Source organism: Rhizobium sp. X9, assembly GCF_018873185.1.
Taxonomy (GTDB): Bacteria; Pseudomonadota; Alphaproteobacteria; order Rhizobiales; family Rhizobiaceae; genus Agrobacterium; species Agrobacterium oryzihabitans.
The window spans coordinates 1,474,909-1,495,035 of the sequence record NZ_CP071312.1 but is presented as its reverse complement, the minus strand read 5'-3'; the positions used below and the strand labels follow the sequence as shown (position 1 = coordinate 1,495,035).

At 58.4% G+C, this 20,127-nt stretch carries 16 protein-coding genes and 1 tRNA gene; 13 read left to right on the top strand and 4 right to left on the bottom strand.

The genetic code is table 11. The features are described from left to right. Positions 1-4 precede the first annotated feature (4 nt). Positions 5-2,137 carry a TonB-dependent siderophore receptor gene (locus tag JZY08_RS21765; RefSeq protein ID WP_216331679.1) on the bottom strand — a complete coding sequence of 711 codons (2,133 nt, stop codon included), beginning with the start codon at positions 2,135-2,137 and terminating at the stop codon, positions 5-7. A 191-nt stretch (positions 2,138-2,328) separates the two neighbouring features. On the opposite strand from JZY08_RS21765, the gene JZY08_RS21760 reads away from it, so the two are divergent. The 5 genes from JZY08_RS21760 to JZY08_RS21740 all read left to right on the top strand — a co-directional run bounded on the left by JZY08_RS21760 (position 2,329) and on the right by JZY08_RS21740 (position 7,727). Then, positions 2,329-3,240, top strand: coding sequence for a LysR family transcriptional regulator (locus JZY08_RS21760; RefSeq protein ID WP_137039380.1), 912 nt, complete (start codon positions 2,329-2,331; stop codon positions 3,238-3,240). A 263-nt stretch (positions 3,241-3,503) separates the two neighbouring features. Next, positions 3,504-3,767: a hypothetical protein gene (locus JZY08_RS21755; protein WP_003498271.1), complete on the top strand. Its 264-nt coding sequence runs from the start codon at positions 3,504-3,506 to the stop codon at positions 3,765-3,767. 197 nt (positions 3,768-3,964) lie between these two features. Further along, complete coding sequence (locus tag JZY08_RS21750; RefSeq protein WP_216331678.1) at positions 3,965-5,632, top strand: phosphoethanolamine transferase; 1,668 nt, start codon at positions 3,965-3,967, stop codon at positions 5,630-5,632. A 65-nt stretch (positions 5,633-5,697) separates the two neighbouring features. Further along, a complete protein-coding gene (locus JZY08_RS21745; protein ID WP_216331677.1) occupies positions 5,698-6,351 on the top strand; it encodes a response regulator transcription factor in 654 nt (217 codons plus the stop codon). Between the two features lie 38 nt (positions 6,352-6,389). Beyond that, positions 6,390-7,727 (top strand): HAMP domain-containing sensor histidine kinase, encoded by a 1,338-nt coding sequence (locus JZY08_RS21740; protein WP_216331676.1) that lies wholly within the window; start codon positions 6,390-6,392, stop codon positions 7,725-7,727. Between the two features lie 63 nt (positions 7,728-7,790). Here JZY08_RS21740 and JZY08_RS21735 read toward each other — a convergent pair whose 3' ends face one another. After that, on the bottom strand, positions 7,791-9,095 hold the full coding sequence (locus JZY08_RS21735) for an MFS transporter (protein WP_003498264.1): 1,305 nt from the start codon (positions 9,093-9,095) through the stop codon (positions 7,791-7,793). 292 nt (positions 9,096-9,387) lie between these two features. Between JZY08_RS21735 and JZY08_RS21730 the strand changes: the two genes are divergently transcribed. The 5 genes from JZY08_RS21730 (at position 9,388) to JZY08_RS21710 (ending at position 15,043) form a co-directional block, all read left to right on the top strand. Continuing rightward, positions 9,388-10,503, top strand: coding sequence for an RHE_PE00001 family protein (locus tag JZY08_RS21730; RefSeq protein WP_216331675.1), 1,116 nt, complete (start codon positions 9,388-9,390; stop codon positions 10,501-10,503). A gap of 253 nt (positions 10,504-10,756) precedes the next feature. Then, entirely contained in the window at positions 10,757-10,987 is a 231-nt protein-coding gene (locus JZY08_RS27800) for a helix-turn-helix domain-containing protein (protein ID WP_035223798.1), read from the top strand. 219 nt (positions 10,988-11,206) lie between these two features. Continuing rightward, positions 11,207-12,457 (top strand): adenylate/guanylate cyclase domain-containing protein, encoded by a 1,251-nt coding sequence (locus tag JZY08_RS21720; RefSeq protein ID WP_216331673.1) that lies wholly within the window; start codon positions 11,207-11,209, stop codon positions 12,455-12,457. A gap of 231 nt (positions 12,458-12,688) precedes the next feature. Then, positions 12,689-13,681, top strand: a complete 993-nt coding sequence (gene iolG / locus JZY08_RS21715) for an inositol 2-dehydrogenase (RefSeq protein WP_216331672.1) — start codon at positions 12,689-12,691, stop codon at positions 13,679-13,681. A 477-nt stretch (positions 13,682-14,158) separates the two neighbouring features. After that, on the top strand, positions 14,159-15,043 hold the full coding sequence (locus tag JZY08_RS21710) for a DMT family transporter (RefSeq protein WP_137039375.1): 885 nt from the start codon (positions 14,159-14,161) through the stop codon (positions 15,041-15,043). A gap of 23 nt (positions 15,044-15,066) precedes the next feature. On the opposite strand, the gene JZY08_RS21705 is transcribed toward JZY08_RS21710, so the two are convergent. Further along, a complete protein-coding gene (locus tag JZY08_RS21705; RefSeq protein WP_216331671.1) occupies positions 15,067-16,122 on the bottom strand; it encodes an ornithine cyclodeaminase in 1,056 nt (351 codons plus the stop codon). A gap of 13 nt (positions 16,123-16,135) precedes the next feature. After that, positions 16,136-17,056 carry an arginase gene (rocF, locus tag JZY08_RS21700; protein WP_216331670.1) on the bottom strand — a complete coding sequence of 307 codons (921 nt, stop codon included), beginning with the start codon at positions 17,054-17,056 and terminating at the stop codon, positions 16,136-16,138. A gap of 128 nt (positions 17,057-17,184) precedes the next feature. Here rocF and JZY08_RS21695 point away from each other — a divergent pair, with 128 nt between their 5' ends. The 3 genes from JZY08_RS21695 (at position 17,185) to JZY08_RS21685 (ending at position 20,054) form a co-directional block, all read left to right on the top strand. Then, entirely contained in the window at positions 17,185-17,622 is a 438-nt protein-coding gene (locus JZY08_RS21695; protein WP_137039372.1) for an Lrp/AsnC family transcriptional regulator, read from the top strand. A gap of 124 nt (positions 17,623-17,746) precedes the next feature. Then, positions 17,747-17,820, top strand: a tRNA-Gln gene (locus JZY08_RS21690). A 158-nt stretch (positions 17,821-17,978) separates the two neighbouring features. Then, complete coding sequence (locus tag JZY08_RS21685) at positions 17,979-20,054, top strand: DUF6538 domain-containing protein (RefSeq protein WP_216331669.1); 2,076 nt, start codon at positions 17,979-17,981, stop codon at positions 20,052-20,054. The last annotated feature ends 73 nt before the right edge of the window (positions 20,055-20,127 follow it).

The following is a 20,127-nucleotide window of genomic DNA, read 5'->3' as shown; positions in this document are numbered from 1 at the left end:
TGGGTCACCACCGGTAGGTCAGCTTGCCCATAACGGTTCTTCCTTCACCGTAATAGCATCCGAAAGTGGAGCAACTAGAAATATATTCTTTATCAGTCAAGTTTTGCACGAGAAGCGAGGCGCGGTAGCCGTTTTTCTCGTAATGAACGCCGAGATCGAGAAGGGTAAGCCCCTTCATTTCAAAGGCATTGGCGGCATCGCCGTAACGCTCGCCGACATAGCGAACACCGCCGCCGATGCCGAAGCCCTCAAGCGCTGTATCCTCCGCGAAGGTATAATCGAGCCATAGGCTGGCGGAATGGCGCGGCGTATTGTCCAGCTCCCTGCCGTTGTTCACGCGGCCGGAAACTTCGCTGTCCATGTAGGTATAGGCCGCACGCAGGTCGAGCCCATCGGCCAGGCTTGCGACACCTTCAAGCTCGACGCCCTTCACATGCGCCTCGTCCATCTGCTGCGTCACGCCGCCGACAGTCGTTGTCACGTTCTTCTGCTTCAGATCGTAGATCGCCGCCGAGAAGAAACCGTCAAAGCCTTCGGGCTGATATTTGATGCCCGCTTCCCACTGTTCGCCGGTGGTGGGCTTCGGCGCATCGCCGACAGCCGGCTGCGGCACCGGTTCGAAGGAGGTCGCGTAGCTGACATAGGGCGCAATGCCGCCATCGAAGAGATAGCTGACGCCGACGCGGCCCGTGAGCTTGTGGTCATCCTTGTCGAGCGAACGATAGGTGGTGCCGTTGAAGGTGGTGCCGCTGGTGCTGGCCCAATCCTGCCGCAGGCCGGCCGTAACCCGCCAGTTTTCGTAGGAAATCTCGTCCTGCGCATAAAGGCCGATCTGGGATATGTCGGTTTTCACATCGGCATAAAGCGTGCGCGAGGTCAGGCTGATCGGCCTGCCATAGACCGGATTGACGGGATCAAGCGGCGTTGCCGCCCAGAATTCTGTTTTTACGTTATTGTCGAAATAGCGATAATCCAGCCCAACAAGCAGGGTATGATCAACCGGACCCGTCGAAAAATCGGCCTGGAGGCTGTTGTCGATGTTGAATGTGTTCAGCAGCTCGTCCTGGAACGTCGCATTGCGGCGGATGAGATTGCCGATCATGCCGCTATTGGTCGAGGACATGCCAAGCGCCCGGTAGGACCAGTCGAAATTGGAATAACGCACATTCTGCCGGAAGGTGAAGGTCTCGTCGAAACGATGCTCGAATTCGTAGCCAATATTGGTAAACTTGCGGTTTGACGTATCGAACGATGGATCACCGACATAAAAGCTGCGGTCCAGCATGTTGCCCGGGCGGGAAAAGGTGAGCGCCGGCGGAAGGCCGGAGGGCGAGCTCGGATTGTCATGCTGATAGGAAGCAAGGACCGTCAGCTTCGTGTCTTCATCGGGTTGCCATGTGAGCGCCGGCGCGATGAAATAACGGTCGTTCTGCAGATTGTCCGTCTGGGCGTGGGCGTTGCGGGCAACCCCGGTCAGGCGATAGGCAAGGCTGTCACTATCCGCCACCGGCCCGCCAATATCGAACATCGACTGGTAATAGTCGAAGCTGCCGATCTGCGCGCCCACTTCGCCGAAACGCTCGAAGGTTGGCCGCTTGCTGATGAGATTGATGAGGCCGCCGGGATTGCCCTGGCCATAAAGCACGGAAGCCGGCCCGCGAATGACCTCCACACGCTCCAGGCCGTAGACCTCGTACGAGGGCGCACCCGCCGTGCGCATCAGCCGAAGGCCGTTGAGAAATTGCAGCTGGTTTCCTGCAAACCCGCGAATACGCGGCGCATCGAAACGCGGATCGGGACCTGACGGCTGCGCAACGACGCCGGGAACATAATTCAGCGCCTCGCTGAGATTGCGGACGTTCTGTGCATCCATCTGGTCTTTTGTGATGACGGACACCGACTGCGGTGTCTCGATCAGGGACCTGCCCGTCTTGGTGGCGCTGGCGCTGGTTTTCGCCACATAGCCCTTCACCGGGGCCTTGGGATCCTGCTTTTTTACGCCGTCCACGGTAATGGTCTGCAGCACCGTGGTGCCGGCCTCCTGCGCAAGGGCAATGCCCGGGGACAAAAACGCCACATAGGCAATGGCGACGCAACCGCCCGCCAGAATGGAAATGTGTTTGGTTTTTCCCTGCACCGCCAAGACCCTTTATCAACCCGCGCCGCCACAAGGGCGGATATTTTTCTGGAGAATTTAACTCATCTTATTACGCAAGGTGTAGATTTTGATCCAATAAGCGAAGCCGGTTTTTTTCAGAAGTATTGATTATGAAAATGCCGACCGATAATAGCTTGGAATTATTCAAATCTGCTAAAAAGGCCACGAAGATGGGCAGGAAACCGGCAAGCCGGGCGGAAACATTCGAATTGCGACATCTGCGCTATTTCACCGTGCTGGTGGATGAACGCAATTTCGAGCGCGCCGCCGCCCGCCTCGGCATTGCCCAGCCGGGGCTGAGCCAGCAGATCATGGCGCTGGAGGATATTGTCGGCATGCCGCTCTTGGACCGGACGCGCCGGTCGGTGAAGCTGACCACCCCCGGCCAACTTCTCTACGAGGATGCCCGGAAAATCCTTGCCAATGCCGAAGCGACGCTTGCAGCGCTGAAGCGCGTCGATCGTGGGGAAACCGGCCGCATCTCCATCGGTTATGTGGCGTCCGCGGCCTATTCCGGGCTGCTCATTCAGTCGATCGCCAGTTTCCGCGCCTCCCATCCCGATGTGGAATTGCAGCTCATCGAAATGGAGATGCGGCTGCAATTGGCCAAGATTGCAGACGGCAATCTGGATTTCGCCTTCATCCGCCCGCCCGCGCCCATCCCGGAAGGCGTTGCGATGCATGTGGTCCTGCGCGAACCGCTGATGGCCGCGCTGCCGGAAAATCATCCGCTGGCCTTTGCTTTGCAGATCGATCTCAAGAACCTCGCCGCAGAAACCTTCATCACCCCGCGACAGCCACCGGATGTCGGCTTTCACTACAATACGATCGAGGCCTGCAACGAAGCAGGGTTCAAGCCCGTCATCAGCCCGGAGGGCCGGGACTACACCACCATTGCCAGCATGGTGGCCATCGGCCTCGGCGTTGCGCTGGTGCCGCGCTCGCTTGATTGCCTGCGACTTCCGGGCGTGCGTTATGTGCCGCTTGCGGCAAGCTCGGCAACCTCCGACCTCGCCATCGCTCACCGGAAAACCGAAGCCTCTCCCGCCGTCAGAGCCTTCATTCTTCACACCCGCAACTGAGGCGCGAAGCACCCGCCTGGACGGCGAATGTCAAACGCGGGTTCGCGATCCCGTGGATGAAAATCCCTGACCGCCAATTTGGCCTATGCGGGTGACGATATGGCCGGAGCCGCCAACCGCGTGAGAAGACACACATAATATCCGCCTCCCCGTACAAGACGGGTGCGGCATCGAAACGCCGCAAGGTATCCATCGTTCCCGCTTTTACCCACCCGCCCGCATGGCTGCATAATCAGGGCGGATTTGTTTTACGGGAGACAGCAATGGCTGAGATTTACACACACTATGCCGCCGGCCTGGAATCACCGGCGTCCCATGGTTTCGACATCGTTCCGGATGATACGAACCTGCTTCCTTCTCCCACACGCGCGATTTATGTCGGCAATGGCGGGCAGCTGTGCCTCACCCTGCTTTCCGGGGCGACGGTGACCTTCCAGAACCTGCCCGCGGGCAGTCTGCTGCCGGTTCGGGCAACGCGAGTATTTTTAACGCGCACCACCGCAACGGGCATCGTCGGACTGAATTAAATGATATCATGCCGCTATCTGACCATCGATTTGAAATGCTGCCATCCGGGGTGACACCGCAAAGTATGACACTTTCATGACAAAGCTTTCAGGTTGATGTCAGCTAAATGACGCATCCGCCATCAATCGGCCGATGTGGCAGCTGGAATACGGGTGTTCCCGCATGTTCCTCGCTCCCACCGGCACATATGGATCTGGTGGAACTGACAGTGGCTCTTTTTACCGCGAAAGCGACAGGAACTGAAACTTATCGTCCGGAAATCGGCAGCGTGCCGCTCAGCCTGCTGACGGCTGCCTATCTGCTGTTTTTCACCAACCAGACCTTGTGGTCGAAGGTTCACACCTATCTTTCCGCCTATCCTGTCGCCATCGTCTCGCTTTATGTTGCGATGGCCGCACTCTTTGGCGCCCTCATCACGATTTTTTCCGCCAAATACCTCATCAAGCCTTTCCTGATCTTCCTTGTCTTTGCGGCGGCAGCGTCCTCCTGGTTCATTGACCGCTACGGCATCGTCATCGACAGCGACATGATCCGCAACGCCATGGAAACGACGCCGGCGGAAGCGGGCAATCTGATGACACCTGGCCTTTTCTGGCATCTCGCCATCTACGGGCTGGTACCGTCGCTCGTCATCGTCGCTGTCCGCGTCAGGCATCGTCCGATCCTCGAAAAGCTTCTGTGGAACACCATCAGCATCCTGATCTGCCTCACCATCGTCGGCATCATCAGCTTTGCGAATTCCAAGACCTTCACCACCGCCATCCGCCAGCACAAGGACATCGTCAAAAGCGTCAATCCCCTGTCGCCGATCATGTCCACCGTTCATTATTTCACGCAGGCCGGAAAAGAAGCGGACATACAGGTCAGCCCCATAGGCAAGGATGCGAAGGTTCTTCCAGCAGCAGGCGGCGTCCACAAGCCGCGCATCACCGTCATCGTGGCGGGCGAGACCGCGCGTGCCGCAAACTTTGCGCTCAACGGTTATGGCCGCGATACCAATCCGGAACTTGCCAAACGCGACGTGATCTATTTCCCGAATACCACCAGCTGCGGCACCGCAACGGCAATGTCCATTCCCTGCATGTTCTCGAAGTTCCCGCGTTCGGAATACAGCCATAGCAAGGCGCTCGCCAACGAAAACGTCATGGATGTTCTCGTCCATGCCGGCATCGGTGCGACATGGCTGGACAACAATACCGGCAGCAAGAATGTCGCCGACCGCATTCCCTATTTCGACCTGCCCTCCACCAATGATAGCCGCTTCTGCACCGGCGGAGAATGCCGCGACGACATCTTCTTCGACAAGCTCGATGCCTGGCTCAACAACGTTACGAAGGACAGCGTCATCGTGCTGCACCAGATGGGCAGCCACGGGCCGACCTATTATCTTCGCTACACCGACGAATTCCGGAAATTCACCCCCGACTGCCGGACGGCGGAACTTGGCAACTGCACCGACGCCGAAATCGTCAACTCCTACGACAACACGCTTCTCTATACCGACCATTTCCTGTCGACTGTGATCGACAAGCTGAAGGCACGCTCCGACAAGCTCGCAACCGGCATGATCTATGCGTCGGACCACGGCGAGTCGCTCGGCGAAAACGGCGTCTATCTGCACGGCGCGCCCTATCTCCTGGCGCCGGACCAGCAGACCCATGTGCCTTTCCTGGTCTGGTTCGACGACGATTTCGCCAAATCCATGGGGCTGGACAAAGCCTGCCTGGCGAAAAGCGCGGCCAAGGGCGGACGCTCCCACGACAATTATTTCCACAGCATCCTCGGCATGATGAACGTCTCCACCTCCGTTTACGATCCCTCGCTGGACGTGTTCGGTGGCTGCACGCAGCGTCAGAGCAGCTGAACAGACAGTGCTTGACGCATATCCCGTGAAAGCGATACGCAGGACGACGCGATAAAGGAGCTGTCTTGCGGGTTCTGCTTGTTGAAGACGATCATGTTCTGGGAGAGGCGCTGAGAGACCATGTGGCGGCGGCGGGACACGCTGTCGACTGGTTCAAGACGCTGGGCGACGCCACGGCAGCGACGCGGACCATGGCCTATGGCCTGATCCTGCTCGACATGCGCCTACCCGACGGCGAGGGCATCACCCTGTTGCAGGGCCTGCGCAACCGCGACGATGCTACGCCGGTGATCATTCTGACGGCGCACGACCAGGTGTCTGACCGGATTGCCGGACTGAATGCCGGCGCCGACGACTATCTGGTCAAGCCCTTCGATCTCAACGAGCTTTCGGCGCGCATGCTGGCGGTCTCGCGGCGTTACGAAGGCCGCTCGGCCCCGGTCATCCGCCTGCCCGGTATCGAAATCAACCAGGTGGCGCGCAATATCACCGTCGATGGAACGGCGCAGACGCTCAGCGCCCGGGAATGGGCGGTTCTCGAAAAACTGGTCGAGTACCCCGGCGCCGTCGTCTCGAAAGCGCAGCTGCATGACACGCTTTACGAATTCGGCGCCGAAATAGAAAGCAACACGGTCGAGGTCTATATCAGCCGGCTGCGCAAGAAAATCGGTCATGACCGCGTCGAGACCGTGCGCGGTGTCGGCTACACGATCAGATAGACAGAATGGCAGATAGACAGAATTACAAGTAGGCATAGATGGCCAGACCGACCAGCATGACCCGCAAGCTCGTGACGGCGCTGACCAGCGTCGTTGCCATATCCTGGCTTCTCGCCTGCGGGCTGGGCGTCATGGTGATGCAGGACGAGTTCGCCGAAATTTTCGATGCAGGCGTGCAGGAAACGGCCGAAAGGCTGCTGCCGCTTCTGGCCGACGACCTCAGGGAAAACAACACGGCCCCCGCCTCGCGAAAGCTCAACCCCTCGGCGGAAGGTGCCGAATATCTCACCTATCAGGTGCGCGACCGGGAGGGACAGGTCGTGCTGCATTCGCATGACAGTTCGACGGAGCCTTTCGAGGTCTCGCTCGAACCCGGCTTTTCCGAAACGGCCACGCAGCGCATCTATACGGTGGCGACACCGGACGGGGAATATTTCCTTCAGGTCGCCGATGCCTTTGCCAACCGGCGCGAGGCGATAGAAGAAGCCGGGAGCGCGCTTTTGCTGCCCGTCCTCATCCTCATCCCCGCCAGCATCTTCGCCGTCATCGTCGTCGTGCGCAGAACCCTGCAGCCCATACAGACCCTTCGCGACGAGATCGGCAGAAAGGACGGCGGCAATCTTGCACCGCTGGAAACACAGCCCTTTCCGGCCGAACTCCATCCCATCGCCCGTTCGGTCAATCTCCTTCTCGGACGGCTGCGATCGGCAATCGAGGCGGAGCGGGAATTTACCGCCAACAGCGCCCATGAATTGCGCACCCCCATTGCCGGGGCGCTGGCGCAGGCGCAGCGGCTGCGTGCCGATATTCCACCGGAACTTGCCCCGCGCGTGGAAAATATCGAAAAATCCCTGCAGCACCTCGGCCATCTTGCTGAAAAACTGCTTCAGATGTCACGTGCCGAAGCAAGGATCGGCGTGACCGATACCACAAGCGATCTTATCCCCGTGCTCGAACTCGTCATCGACGACATGAGCAGGACGGCGATCGGCACATCCCGCATCCGCTTCACCAATCGCTGCGAAGGCGGCATGAATTGCAAGATCGGCGCGGATGGCTTCGGCATCATCATCCGCAACCTTCTGGAAAACGCCCTGATCCACAGCCCGGCGGGAAGCTCGGTACAGATATTCGCCGAAGAGGACGGGACAATCCGCGTCATCAATTCCGGACCGGCAATCGACAGGGCGCTCCTGCCGAAACTGACGACACGTTTTGCCCGAGGCCCGACCAAAGCGGATGGCACCGGGCTTGGCCTTGCCATCGTCAAGAGCCTGGTGGAGCAAACGGGCGGAGAGCTGGTGCTCTCCTCTCCGGCACCGGGCAGACAGGACGGGTTCGAAGCCCGCATCGTTCTTCCGGTCGAAGCCGCCTGAATGCGCTGAAAACAAAAAGCCCCGCCAGGGTGGCGGGGCTTTGTTTCGTCTGGATTGGAGGGCTCAATCCTCGTGGATATGGCTGTGATCGCGCGTATCGCGCATCTTCACATAAACCACCAGCGACAGCGCTATCATGATCGTCACATACCAGAAGAACCAGTTTTCGTGGCCGATCTGCTTGAACTTCAGCGCCACGAATTCCGCCGTTCCTCCGAATATGGTGTTCGCCAGCGCATAAGGTAAAGCCACACCGAGCGCGCGGATATGGGCGGGGAACATTTCCGCCTTCACCACGGCATTGATGGAGGTGTAGCCGGTGACGATCAACAGGCCGACCAGAACGAGAGCGAAAGCCATGATCGGATCGGTCGTCGTCGCCAACGTGCTGAAGATCAGATAGGTGAACAGCGTGCCGAGAATGCCGAAGCCCACCATCAGCGGCTTGCGACCGACCTTATCGGAGAGCGCACCGGCGATCGGCTGGCACAGCATGAAGACGAAGAGGGCTGCCGTGGTGATTTCGGTCGCACTTTCCTTGCTGAAGCCGGACGTATTGACGAGGAATTTCTGCAGATAGGTCGTGTAGGCGTAAAAGGCGAGCGTGCCGCCTGATGTCAGCGCCATGACCATCATCGCTTCCCTCGGATAGTGCTTGAACAGCGCCCATCCGCTGGATTTCGGCTTGTCCGCCTCACCCGCCTTGGCATTTTCGAAGGACTGCGTCTCGACAAGACCACGACGGATATAAAACACCGCAATCGCAAGAAGGCCACCGATGAAGAAGGGGATGCGCCAGCCCCAGGCGCTGAGCTGTTCCGGAGTCAAAACCCGCTGCAGCACCAGAAGCACCGCCAGCGCCAGAAGCTGACCGGAAATCAGCGTCACATACTGAAAGCTGGAGAAGAAGCCTCGGCGGTTCTTGCCGGCCATTTCACTGAGGTAAGTCGCGCTCGCGCCATATTCGCCGCCGACGCTGATGCCCTGCAGAAGGCGGGCGAAAACCAGAATGGCAGGGGCTGCGATGCCGATCGCGTCATGGCCGGGGGTGATGGCAATCAGCAGCGAGCCGAGACACATCAGCGTGACCGACAGTGTCAGGCCGGCCTTTCGGCCCTTGCGGTCGGCATAGGTTCCCATGAACCAGGCCCCAATGGGCCGCATCAGAAATCCGACGGCAAAAACGGCGGCTGCGCTCAACAATTCGGCAGTCTGGTTTCCGGAAGGGAAAAACACCGGCGCGAAATAAAGGGTGAAGGCCGAATAGACGTACCAGTCGTACCATTCAACGAGGTTGCCCGCAGATCCGCCGATAATGGATTTCAAACGGGTTTTCTGGTCCGGTGCCGTGGCAGGACCATTTGCCATAATATTCACGGTTTAACTCCAATTCATCTTCGTCTGGGAGATGGAAGGGCGAAAGGAAGGTGTGATAATTTGTCGCTCTCGGTGGGGGTATATACCCGTCATATTGCAATGCGCAAGCTTATGCCGCATCGCAATATGACGGGCGTAATGCCGATAGGGGTGGATATTATCGCGATTTTTGGTGTTCGGGTACTGTGAAGTACGGCATGTTTTAAAACCGATGCCGCGACAGCAAAACCAGACACCTGTTATCGATCTTGTCACCCGCCTTTGCTCAAACTAAAAAATATCAATGATTTACGATATATCCGACGTCCAGATCGAAAAGCTTCTCATACCCGCCGCCCGCGCGGGCGAAGCACTGGCGCGGCTGGACGAGCGGATCAGCCGCTCGCCGATGAAACAGGGCTTCATCGAAAGACAGGATTTTACCGATGCCATTTCATCCATGTGGGTGGATGGCGAACTCGTCCATATGGAAGATCTGGTCCTGCATGACGCCCATATGGACGTGCGGGCGCCAACCCACGAGATGACGGCGGCGCACCGCATCCTGCGCTCGAGGCGATTGATCTTTTCCAATGCGACCGGCTGGGCCTTCACTGCGCAGGGTCTTTCCCGCCTGCGCGGCAAGATGGCAATTGCCGCCGACGAGACGGCATTTGCGAGTAAAGCGGTCGCTCAATCCAATAGCGAAGAGGCGGAAACGGATGGAGAGACGCCGCTGGACGGGGCTTTTTCTGAGCTGGATGCGTTGCTGGCGCGAAGCGCCGCAACGCTGAACGCCATCACCGCCGGCACGACGCTTGCGCCTGCGGCACATCGGGAAGAGGCCCATCCGATGGTCAACGATCCCGACTGGGATGAGGAGGAAAGGCTGAAGGAATGGCGGCAGGTCCACAGCCAGACGGAGGAATTGCCGACGATCCTGCGCACCGCAATCCTGCTGGATGCCTGGAACATGATCGAGGTCCTGCAGCGCAGTCCATGGCTGGGCAGGCTGCTGGCGGCGGCTTTTCTGCGCGACGGAGCTGTCTCTCCCGATCATCTGCCGGCGCTCAGCACCGGCCTTCGCGCCGTTCCACGCGAGCGGCGGCACGCCAGAAACCAGACGCAGCGCCTCCTCGCCCTTCTCGACAGCTTTTATGAAGCAGCATTCGCCAGCATGAAGGAACATGACAGGCTGACCCATGCGCGCGAGCGCATGATGCGCAAGCTGGCCGGCCGGCGATCTTCCTCGCGTCTGCCCGAACTGGTGGAGCTTGTGGTTTCCCGGCCGGTGGTCTCGGCGGCGATGATCGTCAAGGAACTCGGCACCACGCCACAGGGCGCAATCGGGCTCGCCAATCAGCTGGAACTGCGGGAGGTTACGGGCCGTGGCCGTTTCCGCGCCTGGGGCATGCTGTAAGCCAGCCACCCTTAAAGGCCTGCGTGACACGGCAAACACACGTTTTATCCGCCCCTTTTCATAACTGAAAAATGCCTCGGGAATGCGGCGATCACGAATCTTAACAAAATTTAACTATTGCGTAGGTGGACGAAGCGTCTATGTTCCTCGCTGCGTTGCAGCACCAACTTATTCTCCGGCAACGCGGTCGCATTCGGTCCGGCAACTTTTTTCTGCCGCCCGCATTAAAGTGTCCATCATGAGGGAGATGCAAATGACAATTTCAGTCTCACAACCCGATTCAGATCAAGAAACAGATGCTCCTTTTGCCAGAAAGGTTCTGACCGCTCGCAATCTCGCCGGTTATACCGTCGAGCAGCTTGCAATAACCTGCGGCCTGACAACCAGCGAAATTCGCGCCCTGGAAGACGGCACGGACAGCGATCCGCTCCGCATCAGGCGTGTTGCCGCCGCCCTGCATATTCCCGTAGAAACCGTAATCTGATCGTTCAGAACGATCACAGCAACTTTCAGCGCCGCCGGGGACGATGTTCACACAAACATCCGGGCGGCGCGCGCGGCTGAGCATTGGCAGCCGTTGCGAACATTTTCCGGACCGCTCTCTTAACATTTCCGTTACCCGGCACCACATGTTGTCCGCACGGGCCATGCTCCGCATCTGGCCCGCCCGCACGAGAGCAGCAACAACCTCCGGAATCCTGCCATGACATTTAATCTCGACACCGAAGAACGGGTTTCTTCAGCTTTGGATGAATTGTGGCCGGCGGAGAAAACGGAAATTCTCGACTGGCTCATCACCGGCACGAAGGATGAGCGTTTTATCGACGAGATTTTCGTCGAGCTTTGCAGCAGGTTGCGGGCAAGCGGCGTTTCCGTCGCCCGCGGCGTGCTCGCTTTCCGCATCCGTCATCCGCAATGGCTTGGCGCACGGATTTTGTGGAAAGCCGGCATGTCGTCCGCCGACATCGCCACCTATGGCTATGGCTCGGAAAGTACGCCGGAATATCTGAACAGCCCCATCAATGACATCCATCAGGGGGCCACAGAGATTCGCCTCCGCCTGGATGATGAGGGAGACGATGAAACCGGCTACACGATCTATGAGGAGTTGCGGGCCGACGGGTTGACGGATTATCTGGCGTGGCCCATCGAACATACGTTCGGCAAGCGCCATGTCGCGACATTTTCCAGCGACCGGGCGGGCGGCTTTACGGAAGCGGAAATCCTCGCCTTGAAAAACCTGCTGCCGGCGCTTGCGCTGGTGAGCGAAATACGCCTGAAGAACCGCATGACTCGCACGCTGCTGGAGACCTATGTGGGTCCCCATGCGGGCGAAAAAATCCTCAATGGCGCAACGACGCGGGGCAGCGGCATGACGGTGGGCGCGGCGATCCTGATCTGCGACCTGCGCAACTTTACCCATATTTCCGACCTCTGGCCGCGCGACGACGTCATCGAACTTCTGAACGGCTATTTCGACGCCATGTGCGATCCGATCGAGGAGTTCGGCGGGGAAATCCTGAAATTCATGGGCGACGGGCTGCTGGCGGTTTTTCCGCTCAGCGATCCGCAGGCCTGTGAAAACCTGCTGAAAGCCATTGCCAGCGCCCAGAAAAGCCTCGTCGCGCTTAACGAAATCAATTGCCAGAAGGGCCACGATCCTCTGGGCTACGGCATCGGCGTCCATGTCGGCGATGTCATGTACGGCAATATCGGTTCCAAAACCCGTCTCGATTTCACCGTCATCGGCCCCGCCGTGAACATCGCCTCGCGGCTTGAAACCCTGACGAAGGAAACCGGCCGCAGCGTGCTTTTTTCCGAGGACTTCGTCCGTATGGCCGGATATCGGGACAAGCTGGAAAATCTGGGGCCATGGCTGCTGCGCGGCCTCGAAACCCCGGTCGAGGTTTATGCGCTTCCCCAAAATACGGTTACGGCGTCTACCACCGACTGATTGCCCCACCGCCTTCAACGCCTCGCGTTTTGTTTTTTCACCGCGACAGACCACCGTGGCGAGTGGCCCGTCGCGGAATGATTCCGGTCGTCTCGACCATCGTCAAAACGCTTGACACGCCTCCGATGTCGATCTAGCAAAATAGAACATATATTCCATATCGAAACATTGTTTGCGTTCATATTCTGCCTTTCTGGGAGTGGAAGGCGGGTGTGAGGAACCGGAGGAAAGATGGTTACGAAATTGGCACTGCTCGGCGCTGGACGGATCGGCAAGGTCCACGCCAAGGCGATTACCACCGACAGCCGCGCGAAGCTGGTTGCCGTCGTGGACGCCATGGCCGGTGCTGCGGAAGCAATCGCCCGCGAAGCGCAGTGCAAGGTCAGCACGATCGACGAGGTTCTGGCCGACAAGACGATCGATGCCGTCATCATCTGCACGCCGACAAACACCCATGCCGATCTGATCGAGCGCTTCGCCCGCGCCGGCAAGGCCATCTTCTGCGAAAAGCCCGTTGATCTGGATGTTGCCCGCGCGGAAGCCTGTGCCAAGGTGGTTGAAGAAACCGGCGCGAAGGTGATGCTCGGTTTCAACCGGCGTTTCGATCCGCATTTCCAGGCCGTGCACAAGGCAATAGAGGATGGCCGCATCGGCAAGGTTGAAATGGTGACCATTACCAGCCGCGATCCCGGCCCGCCGCCTGCCGAATATATCAAGGTTTCCGGCGGCATTTTCCGTGACATGACAATTCATGATTTCGACATGGCCCGTTTCCTGCTCGGTGAAGAAGTGGAAAGCGTGTTTGCGACAGGCTCCGTTCTGGTCAACCCGGAAATCGGCGCGCTTGGCGATTTCGACAGCGCCAGCATCATCCTGACGACGAAGAGCGGCAGGCAGGCGATCATCTCGAATTCGCGGCGCGCGACCTATGGTTACGACCAGCGTATCGAAGTGCATGGTTCGCTCGGTTCGGCAGCGGCCGAAAACCAGCGGCCTGTCTCCATCGAAATCGCCAATGCCGAAGGCTACACCCGTCCGCCGCTGCATGATTTCTTCATGACGCGTTATACGGCAGCCTATGCTGCGGAAATCACCGCTTTCATCGATAGCATCGAAAACAATGTCACACCGGCCCCCTCCATCAAGGATGGCTTGATCGCATTGAAACTGGCTGACGCCGCGCTGAAATCCGCGACTTCGAAGACGGCCGTGACGATCGGCTGAAGTCAGAACCGAGACGCTTTGGCGTCTTGCTGAACCCTCTGTCCGCCGCGCAATTGTTAACGGCGGACAGCCGCGCTTTTGTCCCAAGGCACCCCGGCAACAGGCCCACATCGTCTAGGCTTCAAGTCGACCTCAAGCGCGTCGCACCTTTCAGATTTCACCATAGGTCAGCGCCCCCACCACCTTCATTCCTGTGCTTGTCACAGGAATCCAGCCGACGCGCGTCTGCGCGGCGAGAAGAGTCCTTTCAGCCCAAGGGCTTGGGCTGGCTGGATCCCTGTGACAAGCACAGGGATGAGGAAGGAGAGCACACCACGCAAAAACACGCTTCAGAAATCTGCCTATCAAAAAGGCAGCCTCCGCACTTGCATAGCAGCCATTCGGAAAATAAGGTTGTCTGACAAGATGCGGCCGTAACATATGGCGGCTATCACCTCATTCACGCCGATTTCGCCGGCAACATCCCGACGGTTTCTTATGCCATCTCACAAGACCGGTTATCTTTATGCGCTTGTCGCCTTCACGATCTTTGCGGCGCAGGATGGCATATCGAAACACCTGGGCACCTTCTATCCGCCCGTCTTCGTCGCCATGCTGCGGTATTGGGCCTTCGCCGTCTTCGTTCTGCTGATGGCTGCAAGATCTTCTGGCGGCATCCGTGGCGCCGTCATGGCCAACCGTCCGTGGCTGCAAATAAGCCGCGGCGTCCTGCTTGCCGTTCAGATCGTTTTTTCCATCTTCACCTTTGCCGTAGTCGGGCTGGCGCACAGCCATTCCATCCTCGCCTCCGCCCCGCTGATCGTTGCGGCTCTTTCCGTGCCATTGCTGGGAGAACATGTGGGCTGGCGGCGCTGGTGCGCCATTTTTGTCGGCTTCATCGGCGTTCTCGTTATCCTGAAGCCGGATGGCGAGGGTTTCGACAACAGCCTGCTGATCACCTTTGTTGCCGTCTTCATGCTTGCGCTTTATAGCGTCCTGACCCGCCTCGGCAGCAAGAGCGACTCAGCGATGACGAGCTTTTTTTATACCGGCGTGGCCGGTGCGGCAGCACTGACGCTGGTCGGCCCGTTTTACTGGGTAAGCATCGCACCGCAGGATTGGGGATGGATGCTGGCGCTCTGCATTACCGGCATGAGCGGCCATTATTGCCTGATCAAGGCATTCGAACTGGCGGATGCGGCCTCGGTACAGCCCTTTTCCTATTACCAGCTGGTGCTTGTCTCCATCATCGGCGTCACCGTCTATGGCGAGGTCGTGACGTCGAATATGGTTCTGGGCGCAGCGATCGTGATTGCCGCCGGTCTCTTCACCATCTGGCGCGAACATGTGGTCGGCCGGAAGGAACGCCGGCAGGCGGACTAACGTCGTCCGCGCCGGACACCCCCTTAGACGAGAGCCGCCTCGCAACGCAGCAGCATTCCGAACAGGTCGCGCGGCTCGTCCGGATCGGCCAGCAAGTCAAGCTCGGTATAAAGCCCGGTCGCTGCCAGTTTCGAGCGCACATAACGCAGCGCCGAAAAATCCTCGGTCGCAAAACCGACGCTGTCGAAGAGCGTGATCTGCCTGTCGCTTACCCGCCCCTGTTTTTCCCCGGTCATGACCTGCCAAAGCTCGGTAACGGGATAGTCCGCCGGCAATTGCTGGATTTCGCCTTCGATGCGCGTCTGCGGCGGGTATTCGACGAAAATATCCGATCGCAGCAGAATATCCCGGTGTAATTCCGTCTTGCCGGGACAATCGCCGCCGACGGCATTGATGTGAATGCCGGGACCAACCATGTTGTCGGTGAGGATCGTTGCATATTGCTTGTCGGCCGTGACGGTGGTGATGATATCGGCACCTTCCACCGCGCTTTGCGCGCTATCGCAAATCTCGATGGTGAAGCCCCGCCCGGCAAGATTGCGGGCGCATTTTTCACTGGCGGAGCAGTCGATATCGAAAAGCCGCACCGTATCGATGCCAAGAATGGCCTTGAAGGCGCGCGCCTGAAACTCGCTCTGCGCACCATTGCCGATAATGGCCATCGAGCGGGCATTTTTACGGGCGAGATGTTTTGCAGCGACGGCGGAGGTGGCGGCGGTGCGCAGCGCCGTCAGGATCGTCATTTCGGTCAGAAGCAGCGGATAACCGTTGCCGACATCGGAAAGCACGCCGAATGCCGTCACCGTCTGGCGGCCTTCCTTCATGTTTTTTGGATGGCCGTTGACATATTTGAAGCCGTAAAGCGTCCCGTCACTGGTGGGCATCAACTCGATGACGCCCTCCTTGGAATGCGAGGCGATACGTGGCGTCTTGTCGAAGCTTTCCCAGCGGCGGAAATCTTCCTCCACCACATCCGCGAGCTCACGCAGGAACGTATCTATCCCCACCCGAAGCACGAGTTTCATCATATGATCGACGCTGACGAAAGGCACGATATTGAGGTTCGGTATTGCCGTCATCGGATCATCCCTTTCAGCCGGCCCGCGTGGGGCGGTCCATGACCCGCTTGCCCATGAGGCTGGCCGCGAGATCGACCATCAGGGTTGCGGTCCTGCCGCGCTCGTCGAGGAACGGATTGAGCTCCACCAGATCAAGACTGCACACCAGCCCGCTATCATGCAGCATTTCCATCACCAGATGCGCCTCACGGAATGTCGCGCCCCCCGGAACCGTGGTGCCGACCGCAGGGGCAATCGAAGGCTCAAGGAAATCGACATCGAGACTGACATGCAGCAGGCCGTTTGCCGCCTGCACCTTCGCCAGGAATGCGCGCAACAGCACGGCCACGCCATGTTCGTCTATGGATCGCATATCGTGAACGGTGATGCCGCTTTTTTCCAGCGCGGCCCTCTCGGCCGGATCAACGCTGCGGATACCGATCATGCCGATATTTTCTTCGGGAACCGCATGGGACAAAGGCGGGAAATAACCCGCAAACCCGTCGCGGCCGCTGAAATAGGCGACCGGCGTACCATGCAGATTGCCGCTGCGCGTCGTTTCCAGCGTGTGATAATCGGTATGGGCATCGAGCCAGAGCACGAAAAGCGGGCGGCCGGTTTCGGCCACCCGACGCGCCATGCCGGCAACCGTTCCGGCCGAAATCGCATGGTCGCCACCAAGAAAGATCGGCACGGCCGAAGCGCTCTCGCGATAGGCCGCGTCCGTCAGCGCCTCGGTCCAGGCCACAGTCTCAGCGAGGTGATGCACCGCTGGATTGGGGTGGGAAAATTCCTTGAGCGGCGCTGGCGTCACATTGCCGGTATCGACCACGCGATGGCCCAGATCTTCGAGAGCGCGTGTGAGACCGGCGATGCGATAGGCACTCGGCCCCATCTCACATCCCAGTTGCCCGGCACCGATTTGCAACGGCGCACCGATCAGCCTGATATCCATTTGAACCCTCGCTTTTCAATCGAACCTCAATAGACCACAGAGACATGGCGGAATGAACATCAAATATTGGCAATCTTATCGAAAAAGGCTATCAATTTGATAAAATCTATTTCTCAGAATGGCTATGTATGGATATTCTCGACGAACGGCTCGTGACCCTTTTGCGCCACAATGGCAGACGCAGCATTTCCGATCTGGCGATCGAGACGGAGACTTCGCGCGCGACGGTGCGGTCGCATATCGAAAAAATGGAAAATGACGGCACCATCATCGGTTACACCGTCATTCTGCGCGCCGATGCCGTGGAGGCAGCAATCCGCGGCATCATGATGATCGAGATTGAAGGCCATGTGACGGACCGCGTCATCCGCACGCTTGGCGGCTTCCCGGAAATATCCGAGATCCACACCACCAATGGGCGCTGGGATCTGATCGTGGAACTCAACGCCGCGACGCTCAGCGATTTCGACGCGGTGCTGCGCCGCATCCGCCTCGTGCCCGGCATCACCGGCAGCGAGACAAGCATTCTGCTCTCCACCCCGCGCTCCACCCGTGCGCGGCTGTAATCAACAGACGCAACACAAAAGAGCGGGTGAAAACGCATTTTTCGATTTTTTCGACTTGCGCGGCGCAATAAATCATCTATATGACGACCCACCAAAGCGAACGCGGCAACGCGCTTCGGGCTTTTGGGGAATAGTTCAATGGTAGAACGACGGACTCTGACTCCGTTAATCTTGGTTCGAATCCAGGTTCCCCAGCCAATTCTCCCTAAAAGCCCTTAATTCATTGTTTTTCCAGTCGTTCCGGATAGTGTTTTGGCATCATTGGCGACCTGATGCCCAAAACTGGTGCCCAGAGGTGATGCCCACGCCGTTCAAGCGCGAGGGACAAAGCTCCGGGCAAAGACAGGGCATTCGTCATGGCCGTGCGCCACGAAGTCGAGAATCTGATCCGCCGCGGAAACATCTTCTATTGGCGGCCACGCGTCCCGGCCGCTCTCATCAACTGCGGTCCCGGTAGCCGCCTTTCACTCAGCCTTCATTGTTCCGACCATAGAAGGGCTCAGATCATTGGCCGGAAGCTCAACACGCGACTGGCCGAATTGAAGTTGAACTCGAAGGAAACGATGTCCAAGCAACAGCTTCAGAAACTGTTCGAGCATGAGCGCGACAAAGAACTCGAGCGACTCGACGAGATCAATACGCTTGCCCGGCGCAACGGCCGTGGCGGGAATGTCGAGGAGATGGAACTCGATCTCGAGGCCGGTTGGGCCTGTCAGCTCGTCGCGAAGTTCGGGAGCCGGACGGAGCTGACGCTGGAGAGCGGTTGCGCGGGCCTAACCTATCTCCTCAACAACCGTGTCCCGATCTCGCACATCGACGCCATCAGGGCGAACTACCGGGGCGAACTGGCGATCGCGCGCAGCCCGGGGTTTGAAGACGGCATCCGGCGACTGATCTACAATTTCGAAATCGACGACACTGTCGCTAATCGTCAGCGCGCCATGTCGAAGATCTTTGAGGGTCGCGCTACTGCCCTCCTCGACATTGATGAGCGGCACGAGCTTGTTGACAGAAGCCAGAGCGAGTTCACGGGCGGCGAAAGAGCCATCATGCCGATTGCCGAGGTTCTCGTTCCTGAAACTGCAGCGCCTGAGCCGCCGACGCGGCACGATGAACAATCGTCCTTATCGGCTTTACAGATCATTTCAGGAGAGCCGGGCGTCGCTTATCTGGATCTCACACCGCGCCCAGAGAAAATCACGGCACAGCCGAAAGCTCCCAGTGCCGAGCAGAGGGTCGTTCCTATTGCCGACTTCGAGCAGGAGTGTGAGAAGCTCATCGACAACATGGGCGAGGATTGGACAACTGAAACCGGGCGGGATGCCATGGCGCTGGTTCGGATGTTCAAGTCGGTGCTTATCGAGCATGGGGTAGAGCATTCCGGGCAGATCGAACAATACCACATTGGGCAGTTGCGCCAGCACTTCAATCACATTCCGACGGATTGGGGCAGAAGCAGCAGGATGCGCGTCATGTCAGCGCCGGAACTTCGTGCGGAAGGCGACAGACTGCGTAAGGCTGCGGAGATTTCAGGAACCGAGGCGAAGGTTGGTCTGGCTCCGGGAACGATCCGAAAGCACTTCGGAAATCTACAGCACTTCCTGAAGCATCTGAAAGGCCACGGGTTCGAAATCGAAAACTGGACCTTTGAAGGCCTGCGTCCACGAAAGCCCAAAGCAGGAGACATCCGTCACCAGCAATACAAACCGAAACCGGAAGACATCGCTCCGATTTTCTCGAGCCCCGTCTACACTGGCTCTCTGGATCATCTGCGAGGAAAACGAAGAAAACCGGGCAGCCAAGTTTTCCACGATTCGCTTTATTATCTGCCGATCCTGTTCACTTACCTGGGGCCGCGACGCAAAGAGTTCGCAGGACTTTCCGTTGACGACATTGCAAAGGATGAGGACGGATATGTCATCCTCCTTCGCACCAATGGCATCAGGCGATTGAAGACCGCGCAATCAAAACGGCTGCTGCCCATGCCCGACGAATTGATCCGATTGGGCTTCCTCGATTACTATCAGGCGATCAAGGGACTAGGCTACGAAGCTCTCTTCCCAGACCTGTTCTCGGATAAGACGGATAACGATCCAGGAGACCGTTTCTACGACACTTTCATCCCTGTCATGCGGGGCGCGCTTGGCGAAAAAATGTGGGAGCGAGCCATTCATGCCCTTCGTCACGGGATGGCGGACACCCTGAAGCAGGCCGGAGTCTCATCTGAAGTGATCGATGACATCTCGGGGCGATTGAGCGAAGGCAGTGAAACGAATACCCGATACACGAACCCGGCCGGCCTTCCGCTGATGCGCAGCGCCCTCAAGCACTACCCAATCATTACGTCGACCGTCGAATCGAAGCCGCTGCAACTTCTTCCGTGGATCGAGAACAAGCAGCCGCCGCCATGGGCGCGAGAAGGCAAGAAATGAAGCCCGAGCGGAAATGATTTCCGGTCGGACTTTGTTCGGCTGGTAGTGCGACATCGGGCTGAGCTCGGTTTCG